Below are 22760 nucleotides of genomic sequence, written 5' to 3'. Positions count from 1 at the left end.
TGGGACAAGAGGGCCAAATAGTACCGGCTGTTTAGGAGTTTACAGAGACTTCCGGTGACATTCCTTCAATCAGAATTTGCGCCACCTCGGGGCGTGTGAACTCAGGAGGCGGACATTGTCCGTCACGCAGCAGTGCCCGTACCTTCGTACCCGAAAGCGTCAGGTGCTGGTCGGCCGGGTGCGGACAGGTTTTGCTGGAGGCCATATTGCCGCACTTCACACAGAAGAAGCTATGTTCGAAGAATAGCGGTGTAATCCCAAGCTCCTCGGCGGTGAAGTTAGCAAAGATCTCCTGCGCTTCATACGTACCGTAATAATCTCCCACACCTGCATGATCACGCCCGACAATGAAGTGTGTACAGCCGTAATTCTTACGCACCATGGCATGGAAGATGGCTTCACGCGGGCCCGCATAACGCATTGCTGCCGGGAAGACGCCTAGGAAAGTACGGTTCTCCGGATAATAATTCTCCAACAAGGCCAGATAACTCTTCATCCGCACGTTGGCCGGGACATCATCCGACTTGGTCTCACCTACCAGGGGATTGAGGAACAGGGCGTCTACAACCTCCATAGCGCATTTCTGGATATACTCATGGGCACGATGTACCGGGTTACGCGTCTGGAAGCCTACAACCGTTCTCCAGCCCTTATCTGCGAAGATCCGACGGGTCTCGGCGGGGTCAAAATAGAATTCAGCGAATTTCTCCGGCTGCGGGCGGTTCAGTACCGTTATAGGTCCGCCTACATAGGTCGCCGGCCGGGACAGCAGTTTGCTGACTCCGGGATGTGCGGGATCGGTTGTTTTGAACACATTCTGCGCTTCAACCTGCTGATCGACCGTATAAATACTCTCAATATCCAGCAAACCGTAGATAACACCGTCGTCTTCACCGATTAGAGAAACCCTGTCGCCTGTCTTAAGAGTTGCCGCAAGCTCGTCACCGACAGCCAGTGTAACCGGTATACTCCATACCGTACCGTTAGCCAGCCGCATATTGCTCACTACCGAGTGATAATCCTCTTCGTTCAAGAATCCGGTGAGCGGTGATAAGGCACCTACACCAATTAAATCCAAATCAGATAAGGTCCAAGTATTAAGGGCAATCGATTGATGGGCTAAAGCTTGCTTCAGCAGTTCTTCTCTCTCTTTTCCGTCTGCGATACGCCGGATCAGTGTTCCTCCATGAGGAAGTATTGAAGTCATCCCTATTCTCTCCTCCTGTGCAGTGCCTGTGCACTGCTGTATACAGTGCTGGTAACTTAGTGCGGATAAATTAGTGATTAGTGATCATATCTGGGCGAAACTTATTTAAGCGTATCTTATTTGTGCAATCCACATTCTGTCTTGTCCGAACCGGACCATCTGCCGGCACGCGGATCTTCACCAGGCATAACAGCCCGGGTGCATTGCTCACAGCCGATACTCGGGAAATTGCGGTCATGCAGCGGATTGTAGATTACATCATTCTCACGGATATAATTCCACACATCCTCAGTAGTCCAGTTCGCAATCGGATTGAATTTGACCAGCCCGAACTTATTATCATATTCTATCTTCTTCGAATTGGCTCGGGTAGGAGCCTGGTCCCGGCGAATTCCGGTAATCCAGGCGTCGTATTGTGAGAGAATACGGGTTAGCGGTTCAACCTTACGAATCGCGCAGCACTGGTTAGGGTCTGTATTCCATAGTGCCTCCCCATACTGCAAGGCTTGCTCCTCCACCGTAATCTGCGGAGACACCCGGACGAATTCCATCCCGTACTTGTCAGCCATAATATCTCTAGTCTCATAGGTTTCCTTGAAATGATAATCCGTATCTAAATAGAACACATCTGTCGATGGACTCACCTTCTGAATCATATCCACCAGCACCACATCCTCCGCCCCGAAGCTGCAGGCAAAGGTTATATTCGGAAAGGTCTCCACCGCCCAGCGGATAATCTCTTCCGGAGCAGCATGCTCCAGCTCTTCCGCCTTCACTTTGATTAAATCCTCTTTCTCGAGCAGGTTCATCTAAGTTTCCTCCATCCGGATATCGTCAAGATCGAAACCTAAGAGGTTAATCCCGACTAATTCTATAAGATATAGTATATCCGTTTGAGCAGCGAAGTCAATGGGTTTTGTTCAATTTGGAATAAAGTATCGTAAATACTTGGATATCAGGAGAATAACAAAAAAAGCTCCCGACCATAAAGGCCAGGAGCTTCCATTCCTTGAGAACAAGGGATCTTAACGTTTCGAGAACTGTGGAGCGCGACGAGCAGCTTTGAGGCCGTATTTCTTACGTTCCTTCATACGTGGGTCACGTGTCAGGAATCCGGCTTTCTTCAGCGTACCGCGATATTCAGGGTCTACTTTGAGCAATGCACGGGAAATCCCGTGACGGATTGCGCCAGCTTGACCGGAAATGCCGCCACCATGTGCAAGTACGATTACATCGTAGCTGCCCAGAGTTTCAGTCAGGTTCAAAGGTTGTCTTACGATCATTTTCAGTGTTTCAACACCGAAATATTCGTCCATCTCACGTTTGTTAATGACAATGCGTCCTTCACCCGGTACAAGGCGAACACGTGCTACCGAATGTTTACGACGACCTGTCCCATAGTATTGTACTTGTGCCATGAAACTGTCCTCCTTTATTCTTATCCGCGAAGTTCGTAAACTTCAGGTTTTTGTGCTGCATGTGGATGTTCAGCGCCTGCATATACTTTAAGTCTCAGTTTCATGTGATTACCTTGACGAGTCTTAGGAATCATGCCATGAACTGCGAATTCAATCATACGCTCAGGTTTGGTCTTGATCAGGTCTTCAGCAACAGTAACCTTCAAGCCGCCTGGGTGCATCGAGTGACGGTAGTATTTCTTGTTTTGCATTTTCTTACCTGTGAGGTGAATCTTCTCAGCGTTGATAACAATTACGAAATCACCAGTATCAACGTGTGGAGTGAATTGCGGTTTGTGTTTGCCGCGGATCAGAGCAGCGGCTTCGCTTGCCAAACGGCCAAGTGTTTTGCCTTCGGCATCAATGATGTGCCAATTGCGTTCAACTTCGTTCGGCTTCGCCATGTAGGTGGTGCGCATGAATGTTTCCTCCTTGTTCTCGTACGAAAATCATCTGTTTCGTATATCTTGTTTCGCGATTGAATTACAATTTAGTGAGTTAAAAAACTTATTTATTGGCATTTCCTTGATCGGGGCTGTGGGATAGCCATCAAGAAAACACAACTTTTATATTACAGTATAAACATGACAAGCGCAAGCGATTTTTAAACATTCAGTACTAATTTTCATAAAAAAATATAGTACCGGCCGTTCAGTCCTACATCTCGTCATATTCCACACTCCAGAGTGCCAGCCCCTTAGACACAGCCGTAGGTCCGGCCGCTGCACGATCACAAGCCGCGAGAATTGCAGGCATTCTATCTGCGCTGATTTTACCTTGCCCCACCTGCATCAGCGTCCCCATAATAATGCGTACCATATGCTGCAGAAAGCCACTGCCTGTAATATAGGTATGGATTACTCCCTGGTCAGGAGAGCCCGGGCGGCACATGCTGCGGTCTACCTCAAGATAAGCCTCGTAAATAGTCCGCACATGAGAAGTCTTGGTGGACTTCCTGGAGGCAAACGAGGTGTAATCATGGGTACCCAGCAGCGAGCTTAGCCCCATCTCCATCGCAGGAACGTTCAGCTTCATCGGATGATGATGCTGCCAGCGCCGCTGGAACGGGTCCGGGAATCGGTTGCCGTTAATCGTGTACCGGTAGGTTTTACGCTTCGCCCCTCTACGGGAGTGGAACGAGAGCGGAACTTCAGCGGCCTCTGTAACCACGATGTCCTGCGGCAGCCTGGCATTCAGAGCCAGACACCAGCGCTCCAGTGGAATCTGGGAGGAGGTTATGAAGTTAAAAGGTTGGCCATAAGCGTGCACCCCCGCATCAGTCCGTCCTGAGCCCGTGATTTTGAGCGTCTCACCGGTCAGATGCTGAATAGCATGCTCCAGCTTGTCCTGAATCGTATTGCCCTGAGGCTGGGTCTGAAAGCCATCATAATGGGTACCGTCATAATTGACTTTCATCAATAGATTGCGCATTTCATTCTCCTGTTGGTCCATATACTTAATTTATTCTCAAAAAAAAGAGCCCCGGCGGGAGCTCCTTCTACTCTATACAAGGTGATTCCCGCGGTTATTTGCACGGCAGGGTAATATGCCCTGCAGTACAATAACGTTAAATACGTAAAGCGTACATCCGGAAATCATGGCTTGTGAAACTACGCGCGGTCTACCAGTTCAAGATAAACCATAGGCGCAGCATCGCCACGGCGAGGTCCCAGCTTCAGGATACGAGTGTATCCGCCTGGACGCTCTGTGTAACGAGGAGCAATATCAGAGAATAATTTTTGGATTGCATCTTGTTCACCATCTACAGTCTCACGACGAACAAATGCAGCTACTTGACGGCGAGCATGAAGATCGCCCTTTTTCGCTTTAGTGATCAGTTTCTCAGCGATGGAACGAACTTCCTTCGCTTTGGCTTCTGTTGTCTGAATACGTTCGTATAGGAACAGATCCGTTACCATATCGCGGAACAAAGCTTTACGCGCGCTGGAATCACGGCCCAATTTTTGGTATGCCATTTGTTTTCCCTCCTTCACTCAAGTCTCAAGAACTCCGGGGTCCTATTCTTCTGTACGAAGTCCTAAACCAAGTTCCTCAAGCTTCTCTTGAACCTCTTCCAAAGATTTGCGGCCCAAGTTACGAACCTTCATCATATCTTCTTCAGTTTTCGTAGTCAGCTCTTGCACGGTATTAATACCGGCACGTTTGAGGCAGTTATAGGAACGGACAGAAAGATCAAGCTCCTCGATAGTCATCTCAAGTACTTTTTCTTTTTTGTCTTCTTCTTTTTCAACCATAATTTCGGCGTCTTTCGCTTCATCCGTAAGTCCTACGAACAGAACGAGGTGCTCGTTCAAAATTTTGGCTCCAAGGCTAACGGCTTCTTCCGGTCGGATACTGCCATCTGTCCAAATTTCCAGCGTCAACTTGTCGTAGTTAGTCACTTGACCAACACGGGTATTATCAATACCGTAATTCACACGTGAAATAGGAGTGTAGATAGAGTCAACTGGAATTACACCAATTGGCTGATCGTCGCGTTTGTTCCGGTCCGCTTGGACGTAGCCGCGACCACGGCCTGCAAAAATGCGCATGTGCAGTCTCGCGCCAGGTCCCAGCGTTGCAATATGAAGATCCGGGTTCAGGATCTCAACATCGCTGTCCGCACGGATATCACCTGCGGTAACGATGCCTTCTCCTTCAGCATCAATCTCGAACACTTTCTCTTCATCCGAATGAATCTTCAGAGAAAGAGCTTTAAGGTTCAGGATGATTTCCGTCACATCTTCCATTACGCCGGGAACGGTCGAGAACTCATGCAGAACGCCGTCAATTTGGACCGAAGTCACTGCGGCTCCCGGAAGGGAGGAAAGCAGAATCCGGCGAAGCGAGTTCCCCAGAGTCGTGCCATATCCACGTTCCAGCGGTTCAACTACGAATTTCCCATAGGTCCCATCATCATTGGCTTCTACGGTCTCAATCTTCGGCTTTTCGATTTCTATCACGAGTGTACCCCTCCTTCAAACGTCGCTCCTATATGAAACAGTCACCCCATCAGGTGTATCATGTAGTATGCCTAAACACCTATTATTAGCAGATGCGTCAGAATTATACCACAATCACAATTCTGATTGTACTAAACGCGGCGACGCTTCGGCGGACGGCATCCATTGTGAGGAACTGGAGTAACGTCTTTAATGAGGTTTACTTCAAGACCAGCGGCCTGAAGGGAACGGATGGCTGCTTCGCGGCCCGCGCCCGGTCCTTTAACCATAACTTCAACGGACTTCATGCCGTGTTCCATAGCTGCCTTAGCAGCTGTTTCGGCTGCCATTTGCGCTGCAAATGGAGTCGATTTACGGGAACCTTTGAATCCTTGACCACCGGAGCTTGCCCAGGAAATTGCATTTCCGTGGGGATCCGTGATCGTAACGATAGTGTTATTGAACGTGGAACGGATATGTGCCACGCCAGACTCGATATTTTTCCGGTCGCGACGTTTCGTACGTACGACTTTTTTCGGTTTAGCCATTGTCTCTTATCACCTCTTCTTATTTCTTTTTGTTTGCTACAGTACGACGCGGGCCTTTACGGGTACGAGCATTGGTTTTGGTACGTTGACCGCGAACAGGCAATCCACGACGGTGACGAACACCGCGGTAACAGCCGATCTCAGTAAGACGCTTAATATTCAAGGAAATTTCACGACGAAGGTCACCTTCAACCTTAACCTCTTTGTCGATCGTTTCACGCAGTTTGCTGACTTCATCTTCCGTCAAATCACGGACACGTGTGTTAACGTCAATGCCTGTTCCATTAAGAATTTTCTGGGAAGTCGTTTTACCGATTCCGAAAATATAAGTCAAGGCGATCTCAACGCGCTTATCACGTGGCAAATCCACTCCAGCTATACGAGCCATTTTACGCTACACCCCCTTCTTAACCTTGTTTTTGTTTGTGTTTCGGATTTTCGCAAATTACCATAACAGTCCCTTTGCGGCGGATGACTTTGCATTTTTCGCACATGGGCTTTACAGAAGGTCTTACCTTCATGTTAATTACCTCCTCAAAGTTTTGCGAAGCAAAACTTTTGTTGTAGTTCCCATCTATTTCCGGTAAGTTATACGGCCTTTTGATAGATCATAAGGCGATAACTGCACGACCACTTTGTCTCCGGTTAGAATACGGATAAAGTGCATCCGCAATTTCCCGGACACATGGGCAAGTATTTGATGACCGTTCTCAAGCTCAACCTTAAAAGTTGCGTTAGGCAACGGCTCAATAACCGTTCCTTCTACCTCAATGACGTCTTCCTTAGCCACAGTTAGTCTCCTTTCTCATTAGCACTTTGTCCAGGGGGCTCGCCATACTTCATCACTGCAAACCGCAGCTTTCCGTTGGTGACCCGGCCGGTTTCTTCCAAACTGTCTACAATCTCACTGCTGATGAAGGGTATGAGCTCCAGGTGCTGAATATTCTTCTTCTTTGGGCTGTCAAACTTACGTTTGTCCCCATCAGCAATATATACAAATCTGCTATCCACAACTGCGATAACAACGGCAGCCTCTCCGGCATCCTTGCCTTTGAGAATCCTCACAATTTGACCAATCTGCGGGCTGCTCCCAGTATTCACGTGAAGATCACCTACGCATTCAGTTTTGTGAAAATCTCCATGCCGTCCGGTGTAACTGCTACTGTATGCTCGAAATGAGCACACAGTGAACCGTCTACCGTAACGACCGTCCAGTTATCATCCAGCGTTCTGACATAACGTTCTCCCGCGTTAACCATCGGCTCAATGGCGAGTACCATACCCGGCTTTAGACGTGGTCCACGGTCCGCTATGCCATAGTTCGGAATTTGCGGTTCTTCATGCAGTTCTGCCCCAATGCCATGACCAACATACTCGCGGACAACGGAGAACCCGGCGTCTTCAATGTATGCTTGAATTGCATGGGAGATTGTAAACAAGCGCACATCCGGTTTGACTAACGCCAGTCCAGCGTACAGGGAGCCTTCCGTGACATCCAGCAGATGCTGAGCCTCTTCGGAAATGCTGCCCACCCCGTAAGTCCAGGCGGAATCACCGTGATAACCACGGTACTCTGCACCGATATCCAGCGTAACGATGTCGCCTTCTACCAGTTTGCGTTTCCCTGGAAATCCATGCACCAATTGTTCGTTGACTGAAGCGCAAATGCTGGCAGGAAAACCGTTGTAGCCTTTGAAAGACGGCACAGCACCCTGACTGCGAATGTACCCATCGGCGATTCTGTCGAGCTCACCGGTAGTAATGCCTGGCTGGATAGCTTCAGCAATAAGACGGTGACTCTCGGCAACAATTCGACCAGCTTCCCTCATAAAGACAAGTTCCTGTTCGGATTTGCAAATGATCATTACATTAACCCCGCAGCATAGATACGATTTCAGAAGAAACGACATTGATTTCGTTTTCTCCGTTTACCTGACGCACAAGACCTTTATCGTCATAAAATGCAAGCAGCGGCGCTGTCTTGTTATCATACTCATCCAGACGCTTGCCTACACTTTCTTCGTTGTCATCCGGACGCTGATACAATTCTCCGCCATCAATGTCGCAGACGCCTTCTTGCTTCGGCGGGTTGAAAATCAAATGGTAGGATGTTCCGCATACTGAGCAGATCCGGCGTCCGGTAAGACGCGCCATCAGCAGTCCGCGGTCCACATTCAAGTTAACAACGTGATCCAGTGAAGTTCCAAGCCGGCTGAGGATTTCTCCCAGCGCTTCCGCTTGCGAAAGGGTTCTTGGAAAGCCATCCAATAAAAAACCTTTTTCGCAATCGGACTGCTGCAGCCGTTCTTCGACGATTCCAATAGTCACATCATCAGGTACAAGCAAACCTTCATCGATGTAAGATTTAGCCTTCAGCCCGATCGGTGTTCCCTGCTTGATTGCCAAGCGAAAAGCATCACCGGTCGAAATATGCGGAATACCAAGTTCTTTAACAACAACTGCGGCTTGTGTTCCCTTGCCTGCCCCAGGAGGGCCCATGAATAAAATGTTCACGATTCTCTTCTCCCCCCAAAAGTTCGCCACCAAGCAAGAAACAGCACAATAGGTACCGGGAAGTTTAGAACCTTAGGTACTTCTCCGGAACCTATCGCCTATTTATTGATGAAGCCTTTGTAATGGCGTTTGATCAATTGGCTCTCGATCTGCTTCATGGTATCCAGTGCAACACCGATAACGATCAGCAGTGCCGTACCACCAATCTGTACTTGCTTCGGTAACCCGGACAACGATCCAAATAATACTGGCAGTACAGAGATTAATGACAGGAACAGCGCACCGGACATGGTCAGACGCGACATTACTCTAGTCAGATATTTCTCAGTAGCCTTACCTGGACGTATACCTGGAATGTATCCGCCATTCTTTTTCATATTGTCAGCCATTTGCTGCGGGTTCATCTGAACAAACGTATAGAAGAACGTGAATCCGATGATCATGACTACATACAGCAGCATGCCGAGCGGCTTGGTATGATCCAGATTGGCCGAGACCCATTTAGCCCAAGTGTGGGTGGACCAGAAGCTCGATAAAACGACCGGGAATTGAAGCAGCGAAACGGCGAAGATAACAGGAATTACACCAGCCGCATTAATTTTAAGCGGAATGTGCGTATTCTGTCCACCGTACATTTTGTTACCGACTACGCGCTTGGCATATTGTACAGGGATTTTACGGATACCTTGTTGAACAAAGATCACCCCGACAATAATCGCTACAACCACGATCATTACAATAACGACTTTAAGAATATTCAGGAACATCTGACCCGGCTGGATGAAGCTTGATTGCGCCGTAGTGGTGATATATCCCGGAAAGGCGGCGACGATTCCCGCAAAAATCAGGATCGAAATCCCGTTTCCTATACCCTTTTCAGTGATCTGCTCACCTAACCACATCAAGAATGATGTACCTGCCGTCAATATGATCGCAATAAGCAGGTAATCCGCAAAGGTTGCATTTGGAATCATCTCAGTGCCATAAATCCGGTTAAACCCGATAGATGTGGCAAACGCTTGAATCAAACCTAGCACAACTGTGCCGTAACGCGTAATTTGCGCCAGCTGCTTTTTCCCGTGTTCCCCTTGCTTAGCCCATTCGGCAAACTTAGGAACAACATCCATCGAAAGCAATTGTACTATGATGGATGCTGTGATATACGGGTAAATGCTGATCGCAAAAATCGAGAAGTTTTTGAGCGCTCCGCCCGAGAAGGTGTTCAAAAGACCCATCAAAGCGTCTCCGCCCTGATTTGCTGATTCCAGTACTTCTTTGTTCACACCGGGAACCGGTACAAACGAACCGATGCGGTAAATGATCAGAACGAACAGGGTGAACAGGATCTTTTTGCGCAAATCTTCAACATGCCATATATTCTTAAGCGTCTTGAACATTAGATCACCTCGGTTTTACCGCCGGCAGCTTCGATTTTCTCTACCGCAGATTGAGAGAACTTATTTGCTTTGACAGTCAATTTAACAGCCAGTTCACCGTTGCCGAGAATCTTGATGCCGCTCTTAGTGTTGCTGACAACACCAGTTTCAAGCAAAAGCTCAGGAGTTACTTCTGTTCCTTCTGCAAAGCTATTCAGATCTTCCAGGTTCACAATCGCGTACTCTTTACGGGTAGGATTGACGAAACCACGTTTAGGCAGACGACGATAGAGTGGGTTTTGTCCACCCTCGAAGCCTGGACGTACACCACCGCCGGAACGGGAGTTTTGACCTTTGTGACCACGGCCCGAAGTTTTACCGTTACCGCTACTTGGTCCACGACCAACGCGGTTGCGTTCTTTCCGTGATCCAGGAGCTGGAGCAAGTTCATGTAACTTCATCGTTTGCACCTCCTTATGTTTGTTAATTTATGCGAGGCTTTTTAGCCTTCAATTTCAGTAACGGACAGCAAGTGGCTCACTTTGTTGATCATTCCGCGAATTGCAGGAGTGTCGTTGTGAACCACGGACGAGTTGGTTTTGCGCAGGCCGAGCGTCTTAACAGTAACACGTTGTGTTTCTGGACGTCCAATTACACTGCGTACGAGGGTAATTTGCAATTTAGCCATTGACGTTCCCTCCTTAACCGCGTAATTCTTCGACAGATTTGCCGCGAAGCTTCGCGACCTCTTCAATGCGCTTCAGACGGGAAAGACCCTCTAAAGTAGCATTGACCATATTCATGGAATTCGAAGAACCCAAAGATTTTGTCAAGATATCGCCAACGCCTGCCAATTCAAGCACCGCACGAACCGGTCCACCAGCGATAACGCCGGTACCTTCGGATGCTGGTTTCAGCAGAACGCGTCCTGCGCCGAAATGTCCAGTAACCAGGTGAGGAATCGAAGTTCCTACGATTGGAATGTGGATCAGGTTTTTCTTGGCGTCTTCAATGCCTTTACGGATGGCATCCGGAACTTCGCCGGCTTTACCGATACCAGCACCAACGTAGCCGTTGCCGTCGCCCACAACAACAAGTGCACTAAAGCTGAAACGGCGTCCGCCTTTTACAACTTTTGCAACACGGTTGATGTGTACAACTCTTTCTGTCAGTTCTAAACTGTTCGGATCTACACGCAAGTCGTTAACCTCCTTTTAGAAATATTCTAGAATTCAAGACCAGCTTCGCGAGCTGCGCTAGCCAGAGCCTGAATCCGTCCATGGTACAAGTATCCACCGCGGTCAAATACAACCACTGCATAACCCTTTTCTTTAGCGCGCTCAGCGATCAATTGACCCACTTTGCTTGCAGCTTCAACGCTGCCGCCATTTCCGATTGTAGCACTCAATTCCTTATCAAGTGTGGAGGCAGATACGATAGTAACGCCTGTCACATCATCGATCAGTTGAGCGTAGATGTGTTTCGAAGAACGGAACACATTCAAACGTGGACGCTCAGTTGTACCCTGGATCTTCTTACGAACACGCAGGTGTCTTTTGAGACGAGCCTTGTTTTTATCCTCTTTTGTAATCATGACTTCCCTTTCACTCCCTTCAGTTTGCCGTAAACAGCTTCACTTTAAGATGCACGGGGTATCTTACAATTAAGGTAGAGCTGGTTATTTCTTCTTACCAGCTTTACCTTCCTTGCGGATGATACGCTCGCCTTCATATTTGATACCTTTACCTTTATATGGTTCAGGTTCACGTACGGAACGGATTTTGGCAGCATAAGCGCCAACGCGTTCTTTGTCAATCCCTCTAACGATGATCTTCGTGTTCGCAGGAACATCGAACTCGATACCCGCTTCCGGTGTGATTTCAACCGGGTGGGAGTAACCAACGTTCAATACGATTTTATCTCCGGATTTGCTTGCACGATATCCGACCCCAACCAGTTCCAGAGATTTCGAGAAACCTTCAGTCACACCACTCACCATGTTGTTGACAACGGAGCGGGTTGTGCCGTGAAGTGAACGATGCAATTTGTTGTCCGACGGGCGAACAACAGTGATTTCGTTATTTTCAACTGTAATCTTCATGTCTTTATGAAGCTCACGAGTTAAAGTGCCTTTAGGACCTTTTACTGTAATAACGGTGTTGTCCAAAGTGACATCTACACCGCTAGGTACTGCGATTGGTTTGCGACCAATACGAGACATGTGTTGCACCTCCTTATCTTGTGACGTTTATTACCAAATGTAGCAGACAACTTCTCCGCCGGATTTAGATTGACGAGCTTCTTTGTCGGTCATAACTCCCTTAGATGTGGAGATAATCGCGATTCCAAGGCCACCGAGTACACGAGGCACTTCATTGCTCTTCGTGTATACGCGAAGACCTGGTTTACTGATTCTTTTCAGACCAGTGATAACGCGCTCCTGGCTTGGGCCGTACTTCAGGAAAATACGGATAATCCCTTGTTTGCTATCTTCAACGAATTCAGCATCACGGATGAAGCCCTCACGCTTCAAGATGTCCGCGATTTGTTTTTTCATAGTAGAAGCAGGCATTTCTACTGTCTCGTGACGCACAGTGTTGGCGTTACGAATACGAGTAAGCATATCTGCAATAGGATCAGACATAGTCATGTGTGTAAACCTCCTTCCCGTTTATAAACTTCTTACCAACTTGCTTTTTTCACGCCAGGAATCTGGCCTTTATAAGCTAATTCACGGAAACAAATTCTGCAAATTTTGAACTTTTGCAGTACCGAATGTGGACGACCGCAACGCTCGCAACGTGTATATGCACGTACTTTGAACTTAGGCTCGCGTTGTTGTTTAACTTTCATTGAAGTCTTTGCCACTTAGACTGACACCTCCTAAACATTTTCGGAGAAATGGATGATTCTTATTTTGTGAAAGGCATTCCCAGCTGATTCAGCAGCTCACGGGATTCCTCGTCCGTCTTAGCAGTCGTTACAATAACGATGTCCATACCGCGAACCTTATCCACTTTGTCATACTCGATTTCCGGGAAGATCAATTGTTCTTTAAGACCCAGTGTGTAGTTACCGCGGCCATCAAAGGCTTTGCTGGAAATACCACGGAAGTCACGAACGCGGGGAAGCGTTACGTTGATCAATTTATCCAGGAAGTAATACATACGCTCGCCGCGCAGTGTTACTTTAACCCCAATCGGCATATTCTCGCGCAGTTTGAAACCGGCGATGGATTTCTTTGCTTTAGTGATAACTGGCTTTTGACCAGTGATCAACTGCATGTCATTAACTGCAGCGTCAAGTACTTTGGAGTTTTGAACAGCGTCACCCACACCCATGTTGATGACGATCTTCTCGATCTTAGGCACTTGCATAACTGTTGTGTAGTTAAATTTCTGCATCAAAGATGGTGTGATTTCATTCAGATAACGTTCTTTCATTCTTGCTGCCATGAAGATTTACCTCCTTTCATTAGGACTGTATTAGTCGATAATCTCTCCGGATCTTTTTGCTACCCGAACCTTCTTACCGTTATCTAGTACTTTATAGCCGATGCGCGTAACTTTCCCGCTCTTCGGATCAATGTGCATTACGTTGGACACATGGATCGAAGCTTCCTGCTCGATGATTCCGCCTTGCGGATTCAACTGGTTAGGCTTTTGGTGTTTTTTCACCATGTTCACGCCTTCTACCAGGACGCGGTTTTCACGAGGATAAGCAGCGATGACACGGCCTTTTTTACCTTTGTCTTTCCCGCTGATCACAAGCACCACATCATCTTTTTTCACGTGCAGTTTATTGTTATGGGATTCCAGAACTTTTTTAACTCTAGGCATTGATTACACCTCCTATAACTGACCTTATCAAGTACAACCGAGCATCACTCAGTTTTTTAGATTACTTCCGGTGCCAAGGAAACGATCTTCATGTAGTCCTTGTCGCGAAGTTCGCGAGCAACTGGTCCGAAGATACGTGTTCCGCGCGGGCTTCTGTCGTCTTTGACAACAACAGCTGCATTTTCGTCAAATGCGATGTAAGATCCATCTTTACGGCGTACCGAACGTTTTGTACGAACAACCACCGCTCTAACAACATCACCCTTTTTGACAACGCCGCCTGGTGTTGCTTGTTTAACGGAACAAACGATCAGATCGCCGATTGCTGCTGTACGGCGTCCAGTACCACCCAGTACGCGGATACACATCAGTTCCTTCGCACCAGAGTTGTCAGCCACATGCAAACGTGTAAATGGTTGAATCATTATTATTTTCCTCCTTCCGGAAAGGGATGTGTTTCATGTCTTAGATGATTACCGCTTTTTCTACCACTTCAACCAGTCTCCACCGTTTGTCCTTCGACAATGGACGAGTTTCCATGACTTTCACGACATCACCAATTTTAGCTACATTCTCTTCATCATGTGCCTTGAATTTCTTCGTGGACTTGATGCGTTTGTGATACAGATTGTGCTTTTTATAGGTTTCAACAGCAATTACGATGGTTTTATCCATTTTGTCGCTGACTACTTTACCGATCAGCACTTTACGTGCATTACGCTCTTCGCTCATAATTAGCCTCCTTCCTGATTACGGATTATGCATCCGCCGTCACTTAACTAATCCCAAGTACTCTTTGATGGATAACGGTTTTAGCACGAGCTATTTCCTTACGCACATCACGAATCCGAGTCGGGTTGTCCAGTTGGCCTGTTGCCAATTGGAAACGGAGATTGAAAAGTTCTTCCTTGAATCCGGCGATTTTCTGTTCAATCTCAGCAGTGGTTAAGTTGCGAAGTTCATTAGCTTTCATTTGCTTCACCACCCAATTCTTCACGTTTCACAAACTTAGTCTTTACAGGCAGCTTGTGAGCGGCAAGACGCATCGCTTCGCGAGCGATTTCTTCCGACACGCCTCCGAGTTCGAACATAATCTTACCCGGTTTAACTACAGCTACCCACTTCTCAACGTTACCTTTACCACTACCCATACGAACCTCGAGAGGCTTCTGAGTGATTGGCTTATCCGGGAAAATCTTGATCCAAACCTGACCGCCACGTTTGATGTAACGTGTCATTGCGATACGAGCAGCTTCGATCTGACGGTTAGTGATCCAAGATGGCTCCAGAGCCTGCAAACCGAATTCGCCGAAGTTGAGTTCGGTTCCGCCTTTTGCCATACCCTTCATGTGACCGCGTTGTTGCTTGCGGTGTTTAACGCGCTTTGGTACCAACATGATTAGTTGCCTCCTTCCTGAGCAGCTTGTTTCTTAGCTGGGGGAAGAACTTCTCCACGATAAATCCATACCTTTACGCCGATAAGGCCGTAAGTTGTATGTGCTTCAGCTGTTCCGTAATCGATGTCAGCACGAAGCGTATGAAGTGGAACTGTTCCTTCGCTATAGCCTTCTGAACGGGCAATCTCAGCGCCGCCAAGACGTCCGCCAACCTGAGTTTTAATTCCCTTTGCGCCGGAACGCATTGTTCTTTGAATCGCTTGTTTCAGAGCACGACGGAACGATACGCGACGTTCCAGCTGTTGTGCAATGCTTTCAGCAACAAGAATAGCATCCAGTTCAGGGTGTTTGATTTCATTGATGTTGATGTGTACTTTCTTACCGCCGGCGATAGCTGTAACTGCGCTGCGAAGTACTTCTACTTCTGCTCCGCCTTTACCAATTACCATACCTGGCTTGGCAGTGTGAATTGTAACGTTCACTCGGTTTGCCGCTCTTTCGATCTCGATGCGGGAAACAGAGGAATCTTTCAGCTTGCCTTTAAGGTATTCCCGGATTTTAACGTCTTCCATTAAAAGAGTACCGAAATCTTTGCCTGCATACCATTTTGATTCCCAGTCGCGAATAATACCGACTCGGAGTCCGACTGGATTTACCTTTTGACCCACGTGTTATCCCTCCTTATTTCTCAGATACCACCAAAGTAATGTGGCTGGTACGTTTATTGATCCGGCTTGCGCGGCCCATGGCGCGCGGACGGAAACGTTTCATTGTAGGACCCTGGTTAACGAAAACTTCGCTTACGAATAAGCTGTTAACGTCCATAGAGTAGTTATGCTCAGCATTCGCTATCGCCGAGTTCAGTAGCTTCTCAACAACCGGAGAAGCGGACTTCGGAGTGTGGCGAAGAATTGCAATTGCTTCCCCCACTTGCTTGCCGCGAATCAAGTCAACAACCAGTTTCGCTTTACGAGCGGAAATCCGCACCGATCTTGCATGTGCTTTTGCTTCCATTGTTTTCCCTCCTCTCAAACGAAGACGTTAATTATCTTCTGGTTTTCTTATCGTCACCCGCGTGGCCTTTGTAAGTACGTGTTGGCGCGAACTCGCCCAACTTGTGACCTACCATATCTTCCGTTACGTATACAGGCACGTGTTTGCGGCCGTCATATACACCAAACGTATGTCCGATAAACTGAGGGAAAATGGTTGAGCGACGGGACCAGGTTTTTACTACGACTTTCTTGTCTGTCTCGTTCAAATCCTCAACTTTTTTCAGCAGGTAGCCATCGATGAACGGCCCCTTCTTTAAACTGCGACCCATGTGTGAATCCTCCCTTCATCCGGTTCTTCAAAACCGCGAATCGACGCTTCGCGCTTAACTAACTTGCCTGAAGCGTCTTATTTTGTGCGGCGACGAACGATGTATTTATCAGATGCTTTGTTTTTCTTACGCGTTTTGTAGCCGAGGGTTGGTTTGCCCCAAGGTGACATTGGCGATTTCCGTCCGATTGGAGCGCGGCCTTCACCACCACCGTGTGGGTGATCGTTAGGGTTCATGACAACACCGCGTACTTCAGGACGACGTCCGAGCCAGCGGCTGCGTCCGGCTTTACCAATCTTGATCAGTTCGTGATCTCCGTTACCTACGGCTCCGATAGTCGCACGGCAAACGCTGAGGATTCTGCGAACCTCACCCGAGTTCAAACGAACAGATACGTATTTATCTTCTTTACCCAGCAACTGAGCTTCAGTACCGGCAGCACGAACCAATTGTCCGCCTTTACCTGGTTTCAACTCGATATTGTGGATAACTGTACCTACAGGGATATTGATCAGCGGAAGGCTGTTACCAATTTTGATATCCGCAGCAGGGCCGGACTCAACTTTATCCCCAACTTTAAGGCCTTTAGGAGCGATGATATAACGTTTCTCTCCATCAGCATAGTGGATCAAAGCAATATTGGAAGTACGGTTCGGGTCATACTCGATTGTAGCAACGCTACCTGGTATGCCGTCTTTAGTCCGTTTAAAGTCAATGATACGGTATTTACGTTTGTGTCCGCCGCCATGGTGACGAACCGTAATCTTACCTTGGTTGTTACGTCCGGCATGCTTGAACAGCGGGGACAGCAACGATTTCTCTGGCTGGTTTGTTGTGATTTCTTCAAACGTAGACACAGACATGTTACGTCTTGCCGGAGAGGTCGGTTTGTACTTTTTGATTGGCACTATAGTTTCCTCCTTACTTTAAGAGTATTATTCTACCGCTTCAAAGAATTCAAGCGGCTTGCTGTCTGGGCTAAGCTTCACGATGGCTTTTTTCCACTCCGGAGTATAACCGGAATATTTGCCATAACGTTTCAGTTTACCAGGCACGCGCATTGTGTTCACACTAACGACTTTAACTTTAAAAATAGCCTCGACAGCTTTTTTGATTTCGGTCTTGTTAGCACGGATATCCACTTCAAAAGCGTACTTCAGTTCGCTCATGTATTCGGATGTGCGTTCCGTAATCACTGGACGCTTAATTATATCACGAGGATCTTTCATTACGCGAACACCTCCTCTACCTTCAGAACTGCTTCTTTAGTGATGATCAGTTTGTCGTACGTCAGTACGTCAAGAACATTGATGCCGTCAGCCGCTACGAATTTCACCCCAGGGATGTTACGAGCGGAAAGTGCTACATTGTCATCATAGCCAGGAGCTACGATCAGGGCTTTGCCGCCCACTTTAAGGTTGTTCAGAATCGCCGCGAATTCTTTCGTCTTCGGAGCATTCAGAGTCAAGCTATCCAATACGATAATGTCATTCTCAAGTACTTTCGAGGACAACGCGGATTTGATGGCCAACCGGCGAACCTTCTTAGGCAATTTCCAGGAATAGCTGCGTGGTGTTGGTCCGAAGACTACGCCGCCGCCTTTCCATTGTGGAGAACGAATGGAGCCTTGACGAGCACGACCTGTACCTTTTTGTTTCCAAGGTTTACGTCCGCCGCCACGCACTTCAGAGCGTCCTTTTACTTTGTGTGTACCGCGACGAAGGGAAGCTCTTTGCATAAGTGCAGCTTCATGCAGCACATGTACATTCGGTTCGATACCGAAAACTGAATCACTCAGTTCAACTTCGCCAACTTCGTTACCACTAGTATTGAAAAGTGTTACTTTTGGCATTTCATGTTCCTCCTTTCTTCAGTAATTATTTCTTAACGGTTTGTTTAACTTTCACGAAGCTGTTTTTCGGGCCCGGAATAGCGCCTTTAACCAGCAGTACATTACGTTCTACGTCAACTCGGATGATTTCAAGCTTTTGTACCGTTATGGTAGTGTGACCCATATGTCCTGGGAGGCGTTTGCCCTTAGGAACACGGTTAGCCTGGATGGAACCCATCGAGCCCGGTCTTCTGTGGTAACGCGATCCGTGTGCCATTGGTCCGCGGCTTTGTCCCCAGCGTTTGATGTTACCCTGGAAGCCTTTACCCTTCGAAGTACCTGTTACGTCAACAAACTCGCCTTCAGCGAAAATGTCAGCCTTAAGCTCTTGTCCAACCTCGAGTGACCCGAGGTCAACACCGCGAATTTCGCGAACGTAGCGCTTAGGTGTTGCATTTGCCTTTTTGGCGTGACCCTGTTCAGGCTTGTTGGAGCGACTTTCCTTTTTATCGGAAAAGCCCAACTGCACTGCTTCATATCCGTCGATATTCAGGTCTTTCTTTTGCAGTACCACACAAGGTCCAGCTTCGATAACAGAAACCGCGATTACGTTACCTTCTGGAGTAAACACTTGAGTCATACCGAGTTTTTTTCCTAAGATACCTTTCAATGTTGACACCTCTTTTCTTTTCCTAGTTACTTAATGAATTACAATTTGATTTCGATATCTACACCGGACGGTAGATCCAAGCGCATCAAGGCATCCACAGTTTGTGGTGTCGGGTTCACAATATCGATCAAACGTTTGTGAGTCCGCTGTTCAAACTGTTCACGGGAATCCTTGTACTTGTGTACCGCACGGAGAATGGTAATGATTTGCTTCTCAGTTGGCAGCGGAATCGGCCCGGATACACCAGCACCCGAACGTTTTGCTGTTTCAACGATTTTCTCTGCGGATTGATCAAGAATTCTGTGGTCGTATGCTTTCAAGCGAATACGAATTTTTTGCTTTGCCATTTTAGTCCCTCCTTCTATCGCCCAATTTATTATCGGACATACTCCGTGAAAATTTTCTGACGTCGACCTCATGGCAAAGGGGCCGGGTGTGTCAGTAACCTCTCACATCATCGCAACGTCTCAGAACAACATTTATTATTATATCTAATAGGCGGCTATATTGCAAGAGCCATTGCAAAACAAATCACCTTTTCCAGAAAAAAAGTTTTAAAAAAACGTTTTTATCTGAAAATTGTTAATTACTGATTTCTGCGAGTTGAATTAGAGCCTCCATCTCCAGAATATTCACGGTTCTTTTATGCATAGTGATGATCTTCAGCGCTTCCAGCTTGTTCAGCTTACGGCTTAGGGTCTCGGCAGTAGTGCCGAGCATCGCCGCCACTTCTTTTTGTGCCGACGGGAGATCCACGGAATGTCTCAAGGCTTGCATGGTCAGAGCTGGATCTGGTAGATTCTTTGTGTACAAGTAGACCAGAAGTCGGGCTAACCGTTTTTCCACTTCAAACATATGAAGTGCCCCTGCCGCTTCTTCCGCCAAATGCAATTGCTCACTAACAGACATTAGAAAACTGAACGCCAGGCTCGCATTTTGCTCCAAGAGGGGAATGAAATCCTTCCGGTGCATCCGGCAGACCACTCCGCTCTCAATAATCTCCGCCGTTACATCATTATTTTTATTATGAAGAAGGGCAAACTGTCCGAAATAATCCCCTGGAAAAAGAAAGCGGACAATATGCTGCTTACCTTCTTTACTGTTCTTCGTCAGTTTGATAAGACCGCTCTTCACCACATATAAGGCTTCAGACGGCTCTCCTTCTCTGCAGACCTGGCTGCCCTTTTTATATGAATGGGATTCTGTGATTGATTCTATGATAACCAATTCTTCATCGGATAAGCTCCTGAATACCGGAACCTGGCGCACACAGGCATGAGAGCTGCACGTATTACAATCCATACATCCTTCCTCCTCTACTGTCGCTTATCCCACCATATCAATGATCAAAGCGCTGCCAGGTGACTGGACGCACAGATTTTCATAAAACTTGACCTATATCAAGGATTAAGGTGCCTGCTATCTATACAATAGGTACATAGAGAGAAAAGGAGTTGATGGGCTTGCTGCAATACACTTTTGAGGATATGCGCCAGATGAATAGAACAACTCTGGGTAATATGGTCCCCCTTGAACTATTCCGGACCATCCGTCTAATTGGAATGAACCAGGGATTGCCGTTAGGCGGAAAGGGAACGACTGTTACCATAGGCAGAAAGATTGGTGAGAGCCTGCCTGTCCATTCCGTGGAAGAGCTGCTGCAGATCTTTGAAGAGCTCAAAATCGGAATTCCCCGGATTGTTCATTCTGATGAGCGCAGGATTAATATTGTTGTTGACGATTGCTTCTGCAAAGGATTACCTTCGCTTGAAGATGAAAGAATGGTCTGTGATCTAGAGGGAGCTATCATTGAAGGTGCTCTATGCAGAATTCTCGGCCGTAAGGTTTCAGTGAAGGAGATCAAATGTAATGTCACCGGTCATGAACACTGCGAGTATGAAGTTAAGCTTTAAACAATACATTTTAATGAAAGCAGGGATTTATAATGGAAAAGAAAACATTAGCTGAGGCAGTACAGTATCAAGAGGAGCGCTTTACCAAAAAAATCATTTTCCAAAAAGGGGATAGTGTTGTATTCGTGCTAAACTTCATGCCTGGGCAAAAGCTGCCCATTCACAAGCACCCCGGAGCAGATGTCTATATCCTCGCCTTACACGGTGATGGTGCCATTCATGTTAATGAGGAAGAGTTCCCCTTCATCCAAGGAGAGACCATCTACATTGCCGGTGACGAGTCATTCGCTTATACGAATAATACTTCATCCCCGTCCAGCCTGCATGTCGTTCTATCCAAGCTGCCAAGTGCGGAATACGCGAAGGAAATCTAATTCATCGGCCATGCTATAAAAATAAAACAGGCCCCCTTCAAATGAAGGGGGCCTGACTTATATTCAGTCTATCCTAACGGATAGAGCCTGAATTATTTCTGGATGGAAGCTACGGAACCGGCACCAACTGTACGTCCGCCTTCGCGAATGGAGAATTTAGTACCTTCTTCAATAGCGATTGGGGAGATCAGGGAAACAGTTACAGTGATGTTGTCACCAGGCATAACCATTTCAGTACCTTCTGGCAGGTTGATGATACCAGTTACGTCAGTTGTACGGAAGTAGAACTGTGGACGGTAACCAGTGAAGAATGGTTTGTGACGTCCGCCTTCTTCTTTAGTCAGAACGTAGATCTGAGCAGTGAACTCAGTGTGTGGCTTAACGGAGTTCGGCTTAGCCAATACTTGGCCGCGCTCGATCATGTTACGGTCAACACCACGCAACAATGCGCCGATGTTGTCGCCAGCTTGAGCAGAATCAAGCAATTTACGGAACATTTCCACGCCAGTAACTACAGACTTCTTAGTTTCTTCGTGAATACCAACGATTTCGATTTCTTCTCCGACTTTAACTGTTCCGCGTTCTACGCGACCAGTTGCCACAGTACCGCGGCCAGTGATGGAGAATACATCTTCTACAGGCATCAAGAAAGGCTTGTCAGTCTGACGTTCAGGAAGTGGGATATATGTGTCGATCGTTTCGAACATTTCAACGATCTTCTGTGCATACTCGCCATCAGGGTTCTGCAGAGCTTCACGAGCAGATCCACGGACGATTGGAGTATCATCGCCTGGGAAGTCGTATTCGCTAAGCAGATCGCGAACTTCCATTTCAACCAATTCAAGCAACTCTTCGTCCTCAACCATGTCGCATTTGTTCAGGAATACAACGATGTAAGGAACGCCTACTTGACGGGACAGCAGGATGTGTTCACGAGTCTGTGGCATAGGGCCATCAGCTGCGGATACAACCAGGATTGCTCCGTCCATTTGCGCTGCGCCAGTGATCATGTTTTTAACATAGTCGGCGTGTCCAGGGCAGTCTACGTGAGCGTAGTGACGGTTAGGAGTTTCATATTCAACGTGAGCCGTGGAGATAGTGATACCGCGTTCGCGTTCTTCAGGAGCCTTATCAATTTGGTCGAATGCTACAGCAGCACCACCGTATTTTTTGGACAATACAGTTGTGATTGCAGCAGTAAGAGTTGTTTTACCATGGTCGACGTGACCAATAGTACCAATGTTAACGTGCGGTTTGTTACGTTCAAACTTTGCCTTTGCCATTTGAACAGTTCCTCCTTATTGTGGGGTCCATATATTTGAGCCGTCCGCCTATTTTCAATTCTAAGATGACTTAAGTGGTATACTC

At 47.3% G+C, this 22760-nt stretch carries 40 protein-coding genes; 2 read left to right on the top strand and 38 right to left on the bottom strand.

Annotated elements, in window-relative coordinates; translation table 11 throughout:
- Positions 1-31: 31 nt before the first annotated feature.
- The 37 genes from sat to C162_RS05900 all read right to left on the bottom strand — a co-directional run bounded on the left by sat (position 32) and on the right by C162_RS05900 (position 20407).
- Positions 32-1207, bottom strand: coding sequence for a sulfate adenylyltransferase (gene sat, locus C162_RS06075; RefSeq protein ID WP_036692439.1), 1176 nt, complete (start codon positions 1205-1207; stop codon positions 32-34).
- A 116-nt stretch (positions 1208-1323) separates the two neighbouring features.
- Positions 1324-2016: a phosphoadenylyl-sulfate reductase gene (locus C162_RS06070; protein ID WP_036692435.1), complete on the bottom strand. Its 693-nt coding sequence runs from the start codon at positions 2014-2016 to the stop codon at positions 1324-1326.
- Between the two features lie 216 nt (positions 2017-2232).
- Positions 2233-2625 carry a 30S ribosomal protein S9 gene (gene rpsI, locus C162_RS06065; protein ID WP_036692433.1) on the bottom strand — a complete coding sequence of 131 codons (393 nt, stop codon included), beginning with the start codon at positions 2623-2625 and terminating at the stop codon, positions 2233-2235.
- Between the two features lie 20 nt (positions 2626-2645).
- Positions 2646-3083 carry a 50S ribosomal protein L13 gene (rplM, locus tag C162_RS06060; RefSeq protein WP_036692430.1) on the bottom strand — a complete coding sequence of 146 codons (438 nt, stop codon included), beginning with the start codon at positions 3081-3083 and terminating at the stop codon, positions 2646-2648.
- 238 nt (positions 3084-3321) lie between these two features.
- Positions 3322-4095 (bottom strand): tRNA pseudouridine(38-40) synthase TruA, encoded by a 774-nt coding sequence (truA, locus tag C162_RS06055; RefSeq protein WP_036692427.1) that lies wholly within the window; start codon positions 4093-4095, stop codon positions 3322-3324.
- A 179-nt stretch (positions 4096-4274) separates the two neighbouring features.
- Entirely contained in the window at positions 4275-4640 is a 366-nt protein-coding gene (gene rplQ, locus C162_RS06050) for a 50S ribosomal protein L17 (RefSeq protein WP_019908254.1), read from the bottom strand.
- 42 nt (positions 4641-4682) lie between these two features.
- Positions 4683-5627 carry a DNA-directed RNA polymerase subunit alpha gene (locus C162_RS06045; protein WP_036692422.1) on the bottom strand — a complete coding sequence of 315 codons (945 nt, stop codon included), beginning with the start codon at positions 5625-5627 and terminating at the stop codon, positions 4683-4685.
- A 131-nt stretch (positions 5628-5758) separates the two neighbouring features.
- A complete protein-coding gene (rpsK, locus tag C162_RS06040) occupies positions 5759-6154 on the bottom strand; it encodes a 30S ribosomal protein S11 (RefSeq protein WP_020427052.1) in 396 nt (131 codons plus the stop codon).
- Between the two features lie 19 nt (positions 6155-6173).
- Positions 6174-6542, bottom strand: a complete 369-nt coding sequence (gene rpsM / locus C162_RS06035; protein WP_036692419.1) for a 30S ribosomal protein S13 — start codon at positions 6540-6542, stop codon at positions 6174-6176.
- 19 nt (positions 6543-6561) lie between these two features.
- On the bottom strand, positions 6562-6675 hold the full coding sequence (rpmJ, locus tag C162_RS06030) for a 50S ribosomal protein L36 (RefSeq protein WP_026688601.1): 114 nt from the start codon (positions 6673-6675) through the stop codon (positions 6562-6564).
- Between the two features lie 53 nt (positions 6676-6728).
- Positions 6729-6944 carry a translation initiation factor IF-1 gene (infA, locus tag C162_RS06025; protein ID WP_018753971.1) on the bottom strand — a complete coding sequence of 72 codons (216 nt, stop codon included), beginning with the start codon at positions 6942-6944 and terminating at the stop codon, positions 6729-6731.
- 2 nt (positions 6945-6946) lie between these two features.
- On the bottom strand, positions 6947-7255 hold the full coding sequence (locus tag C162_RS06020; RefSeq protein WP_036692417.1) for a KOW domain-containing RNA-binding protein: 309 nt from the start codon (positions 7253-7255) through the stop codon (positions 6947-6949).
- Between the two features lie 11 nt (positions 7256-7266).
- Positions 7267-8019, bottom strand: a complete 753-nt coding sequence (map, locus tag C162_RS06015; RefSeq protein WP_036692416.1) for a type I methionyl aminopeptidase — start codon at positions 8017-8019, stop codon at positions 7267-7269.
- A 4-nt stretch (positions 8020-8023) separates the two neighbouring features.
- A complete protein-coding gene (locus C162_RS06010) occupies positions 8024-8668 on the bottom strand; it encodes an adenylate kinase (protein ID WP_036692413.1) in 645 nt (214 codons plus the stop codon).
- 98 nt (positions 8669-8766) lie between these two features.
- Entirely contained in the window at positions 8767-10065 is a 1299-nt protein-coding gene (gene secY / locus C162_RS06005; RefSeq protein ID WP_036692411.1) for a preprotein translocase subunit SecY, read from the bottom strand.
- A complete protein-coding gene (gene rplO, locus C162_RS06000) occupies positions 10065-10505 on the bottom strand; it encodes a 50S ribosomal protein L15 (RefSeq protein ID WP_036692409.1) in 441 nt (146 codons plus the stop codon). The genes secY and rplO overlap by 1 nt, the downstream gene beginning before the upstream one ends.
- Before the next feature lie 41 nt (positions 10506-10546).
- A complete protein-coding gene (gene rpmD / locus C162_RS05995; protein ID WP_019908243.1) occupies positions 10547-10732 on the bottom strand; it encodes a 50S ribosomal protein L30 in 186 nt (61 codons plus the stop codon).
- A gap of 13 nt (positions 10733-10745) precedes the next feature.
- A complete protein-coding gene (gene rpsE / locus C162_RS05990) occupies positions 10746-11243 on the bottom strand; it encodes a 30S ribosomal protein S5 (protein WP_036652980.1) in 498 nt (165 codons plus the stop codon).
- A gap of 26 nt (positions 11244-11269) precedes the next feature.
- Positions 11270-11638 (bottom strand): 50S ribosomal protein L18, encoded by a 369-nt coding sequence (rplR, locus tag C162_RS05985; protein ID WP_036692407.1) that lies wholly within the window; start codon positions 11636-11638, stop codon positions 11270-11272.
- A gap of 84 nt (positions 11639-11722) precedes the next feature.
- Positions 11723-12265, bottom strand: coding sequence for a 50S ribosomal protein L6 (gene rplF, locus C162_RS05980; protein ID WP_036692405.1), 543 nt, complete (start codon positions 12263-12265; stop codon positions 11723-11725).
- 30 nt (positions 12266-12295) lie between these two features.
- A complete protein-coding gene (gene rpsH, locus C162_RS05975; protein ID WP_036692403.1) occupies positions 12296-12694 on the bottom strand; it encodes a 30S ribosomal protein S8 in 399 nt (132 codons plus the stop codon).
- A gap of 32 nt (positions 12695-12726) precedes the next feature.
- Positions 12727-12912: a type Z 30S ribosomal protein S14 gene (locus tag C162_RS35255; RefSeq protein WP_036589425.1), complete on the bottom strand. Its 186-nt coding sequence runs from the start codon at positions 12910-12912 to the stop codon at positions 12727-12729.
- 44 nt (positions 12913-12956) lie between these two features.
- On the bottom strand, positions 12957-13499 hold the full coding sequence (gene rplE, locus C162_RS05970) for a 50S ribosomal protein L5 (protein WP_036692402.1): 543 nt from the start codon (positions 13497-13499) through the stop codon (positions 12957-12959).
- Positions 13500-13529: 30 nt separating this feature from the next.
- Entirely contained in the window at positions 13530-13883 is a 354-nt protein-coding gene (gene rplX, locus C162_RS05965; protein WP_019908235.1) for a 50S ribosomal protein L24, read from the bottom strand.
- A gap of 56 nt (positions 13884-13939) precedes the next feature.
- Entirely contained in the window at positions 13940-14308 is a 369-nt protein-coding gene (gene rplN / locus C162_RS05960) for a 50S ribosomal protein L14 (protein WP_036680556.1), read from the bottom strand.
- A gap of 40 nt (positions 14309-14348) precedes the next feature.
- A complete protein-coding gene (gene rpsQ / locus C162_RS05955; RefSeq protein WP_036692400.1) occupies positions 14349-14615 on the bottom strand; it encodes a 30S ribosomal protein S17 in 267 nt (88 codons plus the stop codon).
- Positions 14616-14658: 43 nt separating this feature from the next.
- Complete coding sequence (rpmC, locus tag C162_RS05950; protein ID WP_019908232.1) at positions 14659-14856, bottom strand: 50S ribosomal protein L29; 198 nt, start codon at positions 14854-14856, stop codon at positions 14659-14661.
- Entirely contained in the window at positions 14846-15280 is a 435-nt protein-coding gene (rplP, locus tag C162_RS05945) for a 50S ribosomal protein L16 (RefSeq protein WP_020427064.1), read from the bottom strand. The genes rpmC and rplP overlap by 11 nt, the downstream gene beginning before the upstream one ends.
- 2 nt (positions 15281-15282) lie before the next feature.
- Positions 15283-15948 carry a 30S ribosomal protein S3 gene (gene rpsC / locus C162_RS05940; RefSeq protein ID WP_036692398.1) on the bottom strand — a complete coding sequence of 222 codons (666 nt, stop codon included), beginning with the start codon at positions 15946-15948 and terminating at the stop codon, positions 15283-15285.
- Between the two features lie 13 nt (positions 15949-15961).
- On the bottom strand, positions 15962-16294 hold the full coding sequence (gene rplV, locus C162_RS05935; RefSeq protein ID WP_019908228.1) for a 50S ribosomal protein L22: 333 nt from the start codon (positions 16292-16294) through the stop codon (positions 15962-15964).
- A gap of 31 nt (positions 16295-16325) precedes the next feature.
- On the bottom strand, positions 16326-16604 hold the full coding sequence (gene rpsS, locus C162_RS05930; RefSeq protein WP_036692395.1) for a 30S ribosomal protein S19: 279 nt from the start codon (positions 16602-16604) through the stop codon (positions 16326-16328).
- Between the two features lie 77 nt (positions 16605-16681).
- Positions 16682-17512, bottom strand: coding sequence for a 50S ribosomal protein L2 (gene rplB / locus C162_RS05925; RefSeq protein ID WP_036692392.1), 831 nt, complete (start codon positions 17510-17512; stop codon positions 16682-16684).
- A gap of 27 nt (positions 17513-17539) precedes the next feature.
- Positions 17540-17833, bottom strand: coding sequence for a 50S ribosomal protein L23 (rplW, locus tag C162_RS05920; protein ID WP_019908225.1), 294 nt, complete (start codon positions 17831-17833; stop codon positions 17540-17542).
- On the bottom strand, positions 17833-18456 hold the full coding sequence (gene rplD / locus C162_RS05915) for a 50S ribosomal protein L4 (RefSeq protein ID WP_036692389.1): 624 nt from the start codon (positions 18454-18456) through the stop codon (positions 17833-17835). Before rplD ends, rplW begins: the two co-directional genes overlap by 1 nt.
- Positions 18457-18481: 25 nt before the next feature.
- Complete coding sequence (gene rplC / locus C162_RS05910; RefSeq protein ID WP_036692386.1) at positions 18482-19105, bottom strand: 50S ribosomal protein L3; 624 nt, start codon at positions 19103-19105, stop codon at positions 18482-18484.
- Between the two features lie 38 nt (positions 19106-19143).
- Positions 19144-19452 carry a 30S ribosomal protein S10 gene (gene rpsJ / locus C162_RS05905; protein ID WP_017692074.1) on the bottom strand — a complete coding sequence of 103 codons (309 nt, stop codon included), beginning with the start codon at positions 19450-19452 and terminating at the stop codon, positions 19144-19146.
- Positions 19453-19687: 235 nt separating this feature from the next.
- Positions 19688-20407 carry a Crp/Fnr family transcriptional regulator gene (locus C162_RS05900; RefSeq protein WP_036692383.1) on the bottom strand — a complete coding sequence of 240 codons (720 nt, stop codon included), beginning with the start codon at positions 20405-20407 and terminating at the stop codon, positions 19688-19690.
- A gap of 194 nt (positions 20408-20601) precedes the next feature.
- On the opposite strand from C162_RS05900, the gene C162_RS05895 reads away from it, so the two are divergent.
- Entirely contained in the window at positions 20602-21018 is a 417-nt protein-coding gene (locus tag C162_RS05895) for a V4R domain-containing protein (protein ID WP_235218362.1), read from the top strand.
- Positions 21019-21050: 32 nt separating this feature from the next.
- A complete protein-coding gene (locus C162_RS05890) occupies positions 21051-21392 on the top strand; it encodes a cupin domain-containing protein (RefSeq protein WP_036692379.1) in 342 nt (113 codons plus the stop codon).
- 92 nt (positions 21393-21484) lie between these two features.
- On the opposite strand, the gene tuf is transcribed toward C162_RS05890, so the two are convergent.
- Entirely contained in the window at positions 21485-22675 is a 1191-nt protein-coding gene (tuf, locus tag C162_RS05885) for an elongation factor Tu (RefSeq protein WP_036692377.1), read from the bottom strand.
- Positions 22676-22760: the final 85 nt, after the last annotated feature.

It is taken from the genome of Paenibacillus sp. FSL R7-269 (assembly GCF_000517865.1).
GTDB lineage: Bacteria > Bacillota > Bacilli > Paenibacillales > Paenibacillaceae > Paenibacillus_AQ.
Note: the sequence above shows the minus strand (reverse complement) of the source record. Positions and strands in the feature narration are given on the sequence as shown.

What these genes read in the sequence shown, in the direction of transcription:
- sat (WP_036692439.1), bottom strand. Translation starts at nt 1,207, where the DNA reads ATGACTTCAATACTTCCTCATGGAGGAACACTGATCCGGCGTATCGCA.
- C162_RS06070 (WP_036692435.1), bottom strand. Translation starts at nt 2,016, where the DNA reads ATGAACCTGCTCGAGAAAGAGGATTTAATCAAAGTGAAGGCGGAAGAG.
- rpsI (WP_036692433.1), bottom strand. Translation starts at nt 2,625, where the DNA reads ATGGCACAAGTACAATACTATGGGACAGGTCGTCGTAAACATTCGGTA.
- rplM (WP_036692430.1), bottom strand. Translation starts at nt 3,083, where the DNA reads ATGCGCACCACCTACATGGCGAAGCCGAACGAAGTTGAACGCAATTGG.
- truA (WP_036692427.1), bottom strand. Translation starts at nt 4,095, where the DNA reads ATGCGCAATCTATTGATGAAAGTCAATTATGACGGTACCCATTATGAT.
- rplQ (WP_019908254.1), bottom strand. Translation starts at nt 4,640, where the DNA reads ATGGCATACCAAAAATTGGGCCGTGATTCCAGCGCGCGTAAAGCTTTG.
- rpsK (WP_020427052.1), bottom strand. Translation starts at nt 6,154, where the DNA reads ATGGCTAAACCGAAAAAAGTCGTACGTACGAAACGTCGCGACCGGAAA.
- rpsM (WP_036692419.1), bottom strand. Translation starts at nt 6,542, where the DNA reads ATGGCTCGTATAGCTGGAGTGGATTTGCCACGTGATAAGCGCGTTGAG.
- rpmJ (WP_026688601.1), bottom strand. Translation starts at nt 6,675, where the DNA reads ATGAAGGTAAGACCTTCTGTAAAGCCCATGTGCGAAAAATGCAAAGTC.
- map (WP_036692416.1), bottom strand. Translation starts at nt 8,019, where the DNA reads ATGATCATTTGCAAATCCGAACAGGAACTTGTCTTTATGAGGGAAGCT.
- secY (WP_036692411.1), bottom strand. Translation starts at nt 10,065, where the DNA reads ATGTTCAAGACGCTTAAGAATATATGGCATGTTGAAGATTTGCGCAAA.
- rplO (WP_036692409.1), bottom strand. Translation starts at nt 10,505, where the DNA reads ATGAAGTTACATGAACTTGCTCCAGCTCCTGGATCACGGAAAGAACGC.
- rpmD (WP_019908243.1), bottom strand. Translation starts at nt 10,732, where the DNA reads ATGGCTAAATTGCAAATTACCCTCGTACGCAGTGTAATTGGACGTCCA.
- rplR (WP_036692407.1), bottom strand. Translation starts at nt 11,638, where the DNA reads ATGATTACAAAAGAGGATAAAAACAAGGCTCGTCTCAAAAGACACCTG.
- rplF (WP_036692405.1), bottom strand. Translation starts at nt 12,265, where the DNA reads ATGTCTCGTATTGGTCGCAAACCAATCGCAGTACCTAGCGGTGTAGAT.
- rpsH (WP_036692403.1), bottom strand. Translation starts at nt 12,694, where the DNA reads ATGACTATGTCTGATCCTATTGCAGATATGCTTACTCGTATTCGTAAC.
- rplE (WP_036692402.1), bottom strand. Translation starts at nt 13,499, where the DNA reads ATGGCAGCAAGAATGAAAGAACGTTATCTGAATGAAATCACACCATCT.
- rplX (WP_019908235.1), bottom strand. Translation starts at nt 13,883, where the DNA reads ATGCCTAGAGTTAAAAAAGTTCTGGAATCCCATAACAATAAACTGCAC.
- rplN (WP_036680556.1), bottom strand. Translation starts at nt 14,308, where the DNA reads ATGATTCAACCATTTACACGTTTGCATGTGGCTGACAACTCTGGTGCG.
- rpsQ (WP_036692400.1), bottom strand. Translation starts at nt 14,615, where the DNA reads ATGAGCGAAGAGCGTAATGCACGTAAAGTGCTGATCGGTAAAGTAGTC.
- rpmC (WP_019908232.1), bottom strand. Translation starts at nt 14,856, where the DNA reads ATGAAAGCTAATGAACTTCGCAACTTAACCACTGCTGAGATTGAACAG.
- rplP (WP_020427064.1), bottom strand. Translation starts at nt 15,280, where the DNA reads ATGTTGGTACCAAAGCGCGTTAAACACCGCAAGCAACAACGCGGTCAC.
- rplV (WP_019908228.1), bottom strand. Translation starts at nt 16,294, where the DNA reads ATGGAAGCAAAAGCACATGCAAGATCGGTGCGGATTTCCGCTCGTAAA.
- rpsS (WP_036692395.1), bottom strand. Translation starts at nt 16,604, where the DNA reads ATGGGTCGCAGTTTAAAGAAGGGGCCGTTCATCGATGGCTACCTGCTG.
- rplW (WP_019908225.1), bottom strand. Translation starts at nt 17,833, where the DNA reads ATGAAAGATCCTCGTGATATAATTAAGCGTCCAGTGATTACGGAACGC.
- rplD (WP_036692389.1), bottom strand. Translation starts at nt 18,456, where the DNA reads ATGCCAAAAGTAACACTTTTCAATACTAGTGGTAACGAAGTTGGCGAA.
- rpsJ (WP_017692074.1), bottom strand. Translation starts at nt 19,452, where the DNA reads ATGGCAAAGCAAAAAATTCGTATTCGCTTGAAAGCATACGACCACAGA.
- C162_RS05900 (WP_036692383.1), bottom strand. Translation starts at nt 20,407, where the DNA reads ATGGATTGTAATACGTGCAGCTCTCATGCCTGTGTGCGCCAGGTTCCG.
- C162_RS05895 (WP_235218362.1), top strand. Translation starts at nt 20,602, where the DNA reads ATGAATAGAACAACTCTGGGTAATATGGTCCCCCTTGAACTATTCCGG.
- C162_RS05890 (WP_036692379.1), top strand. Translation starts at nt 21,051, where the DNA reads ATGGAAAAGAAAACATTAGCTGAGGCAGTACAGTATCAAGAGGAGCGC.
- tuf (WP_036692377.1), bottom strand. Translation starts at nt 22,675, where the DNA reads ATGGCAAAGGCAAAGTTTGAACGTAACAAACCGCACGTTAACATTGGT.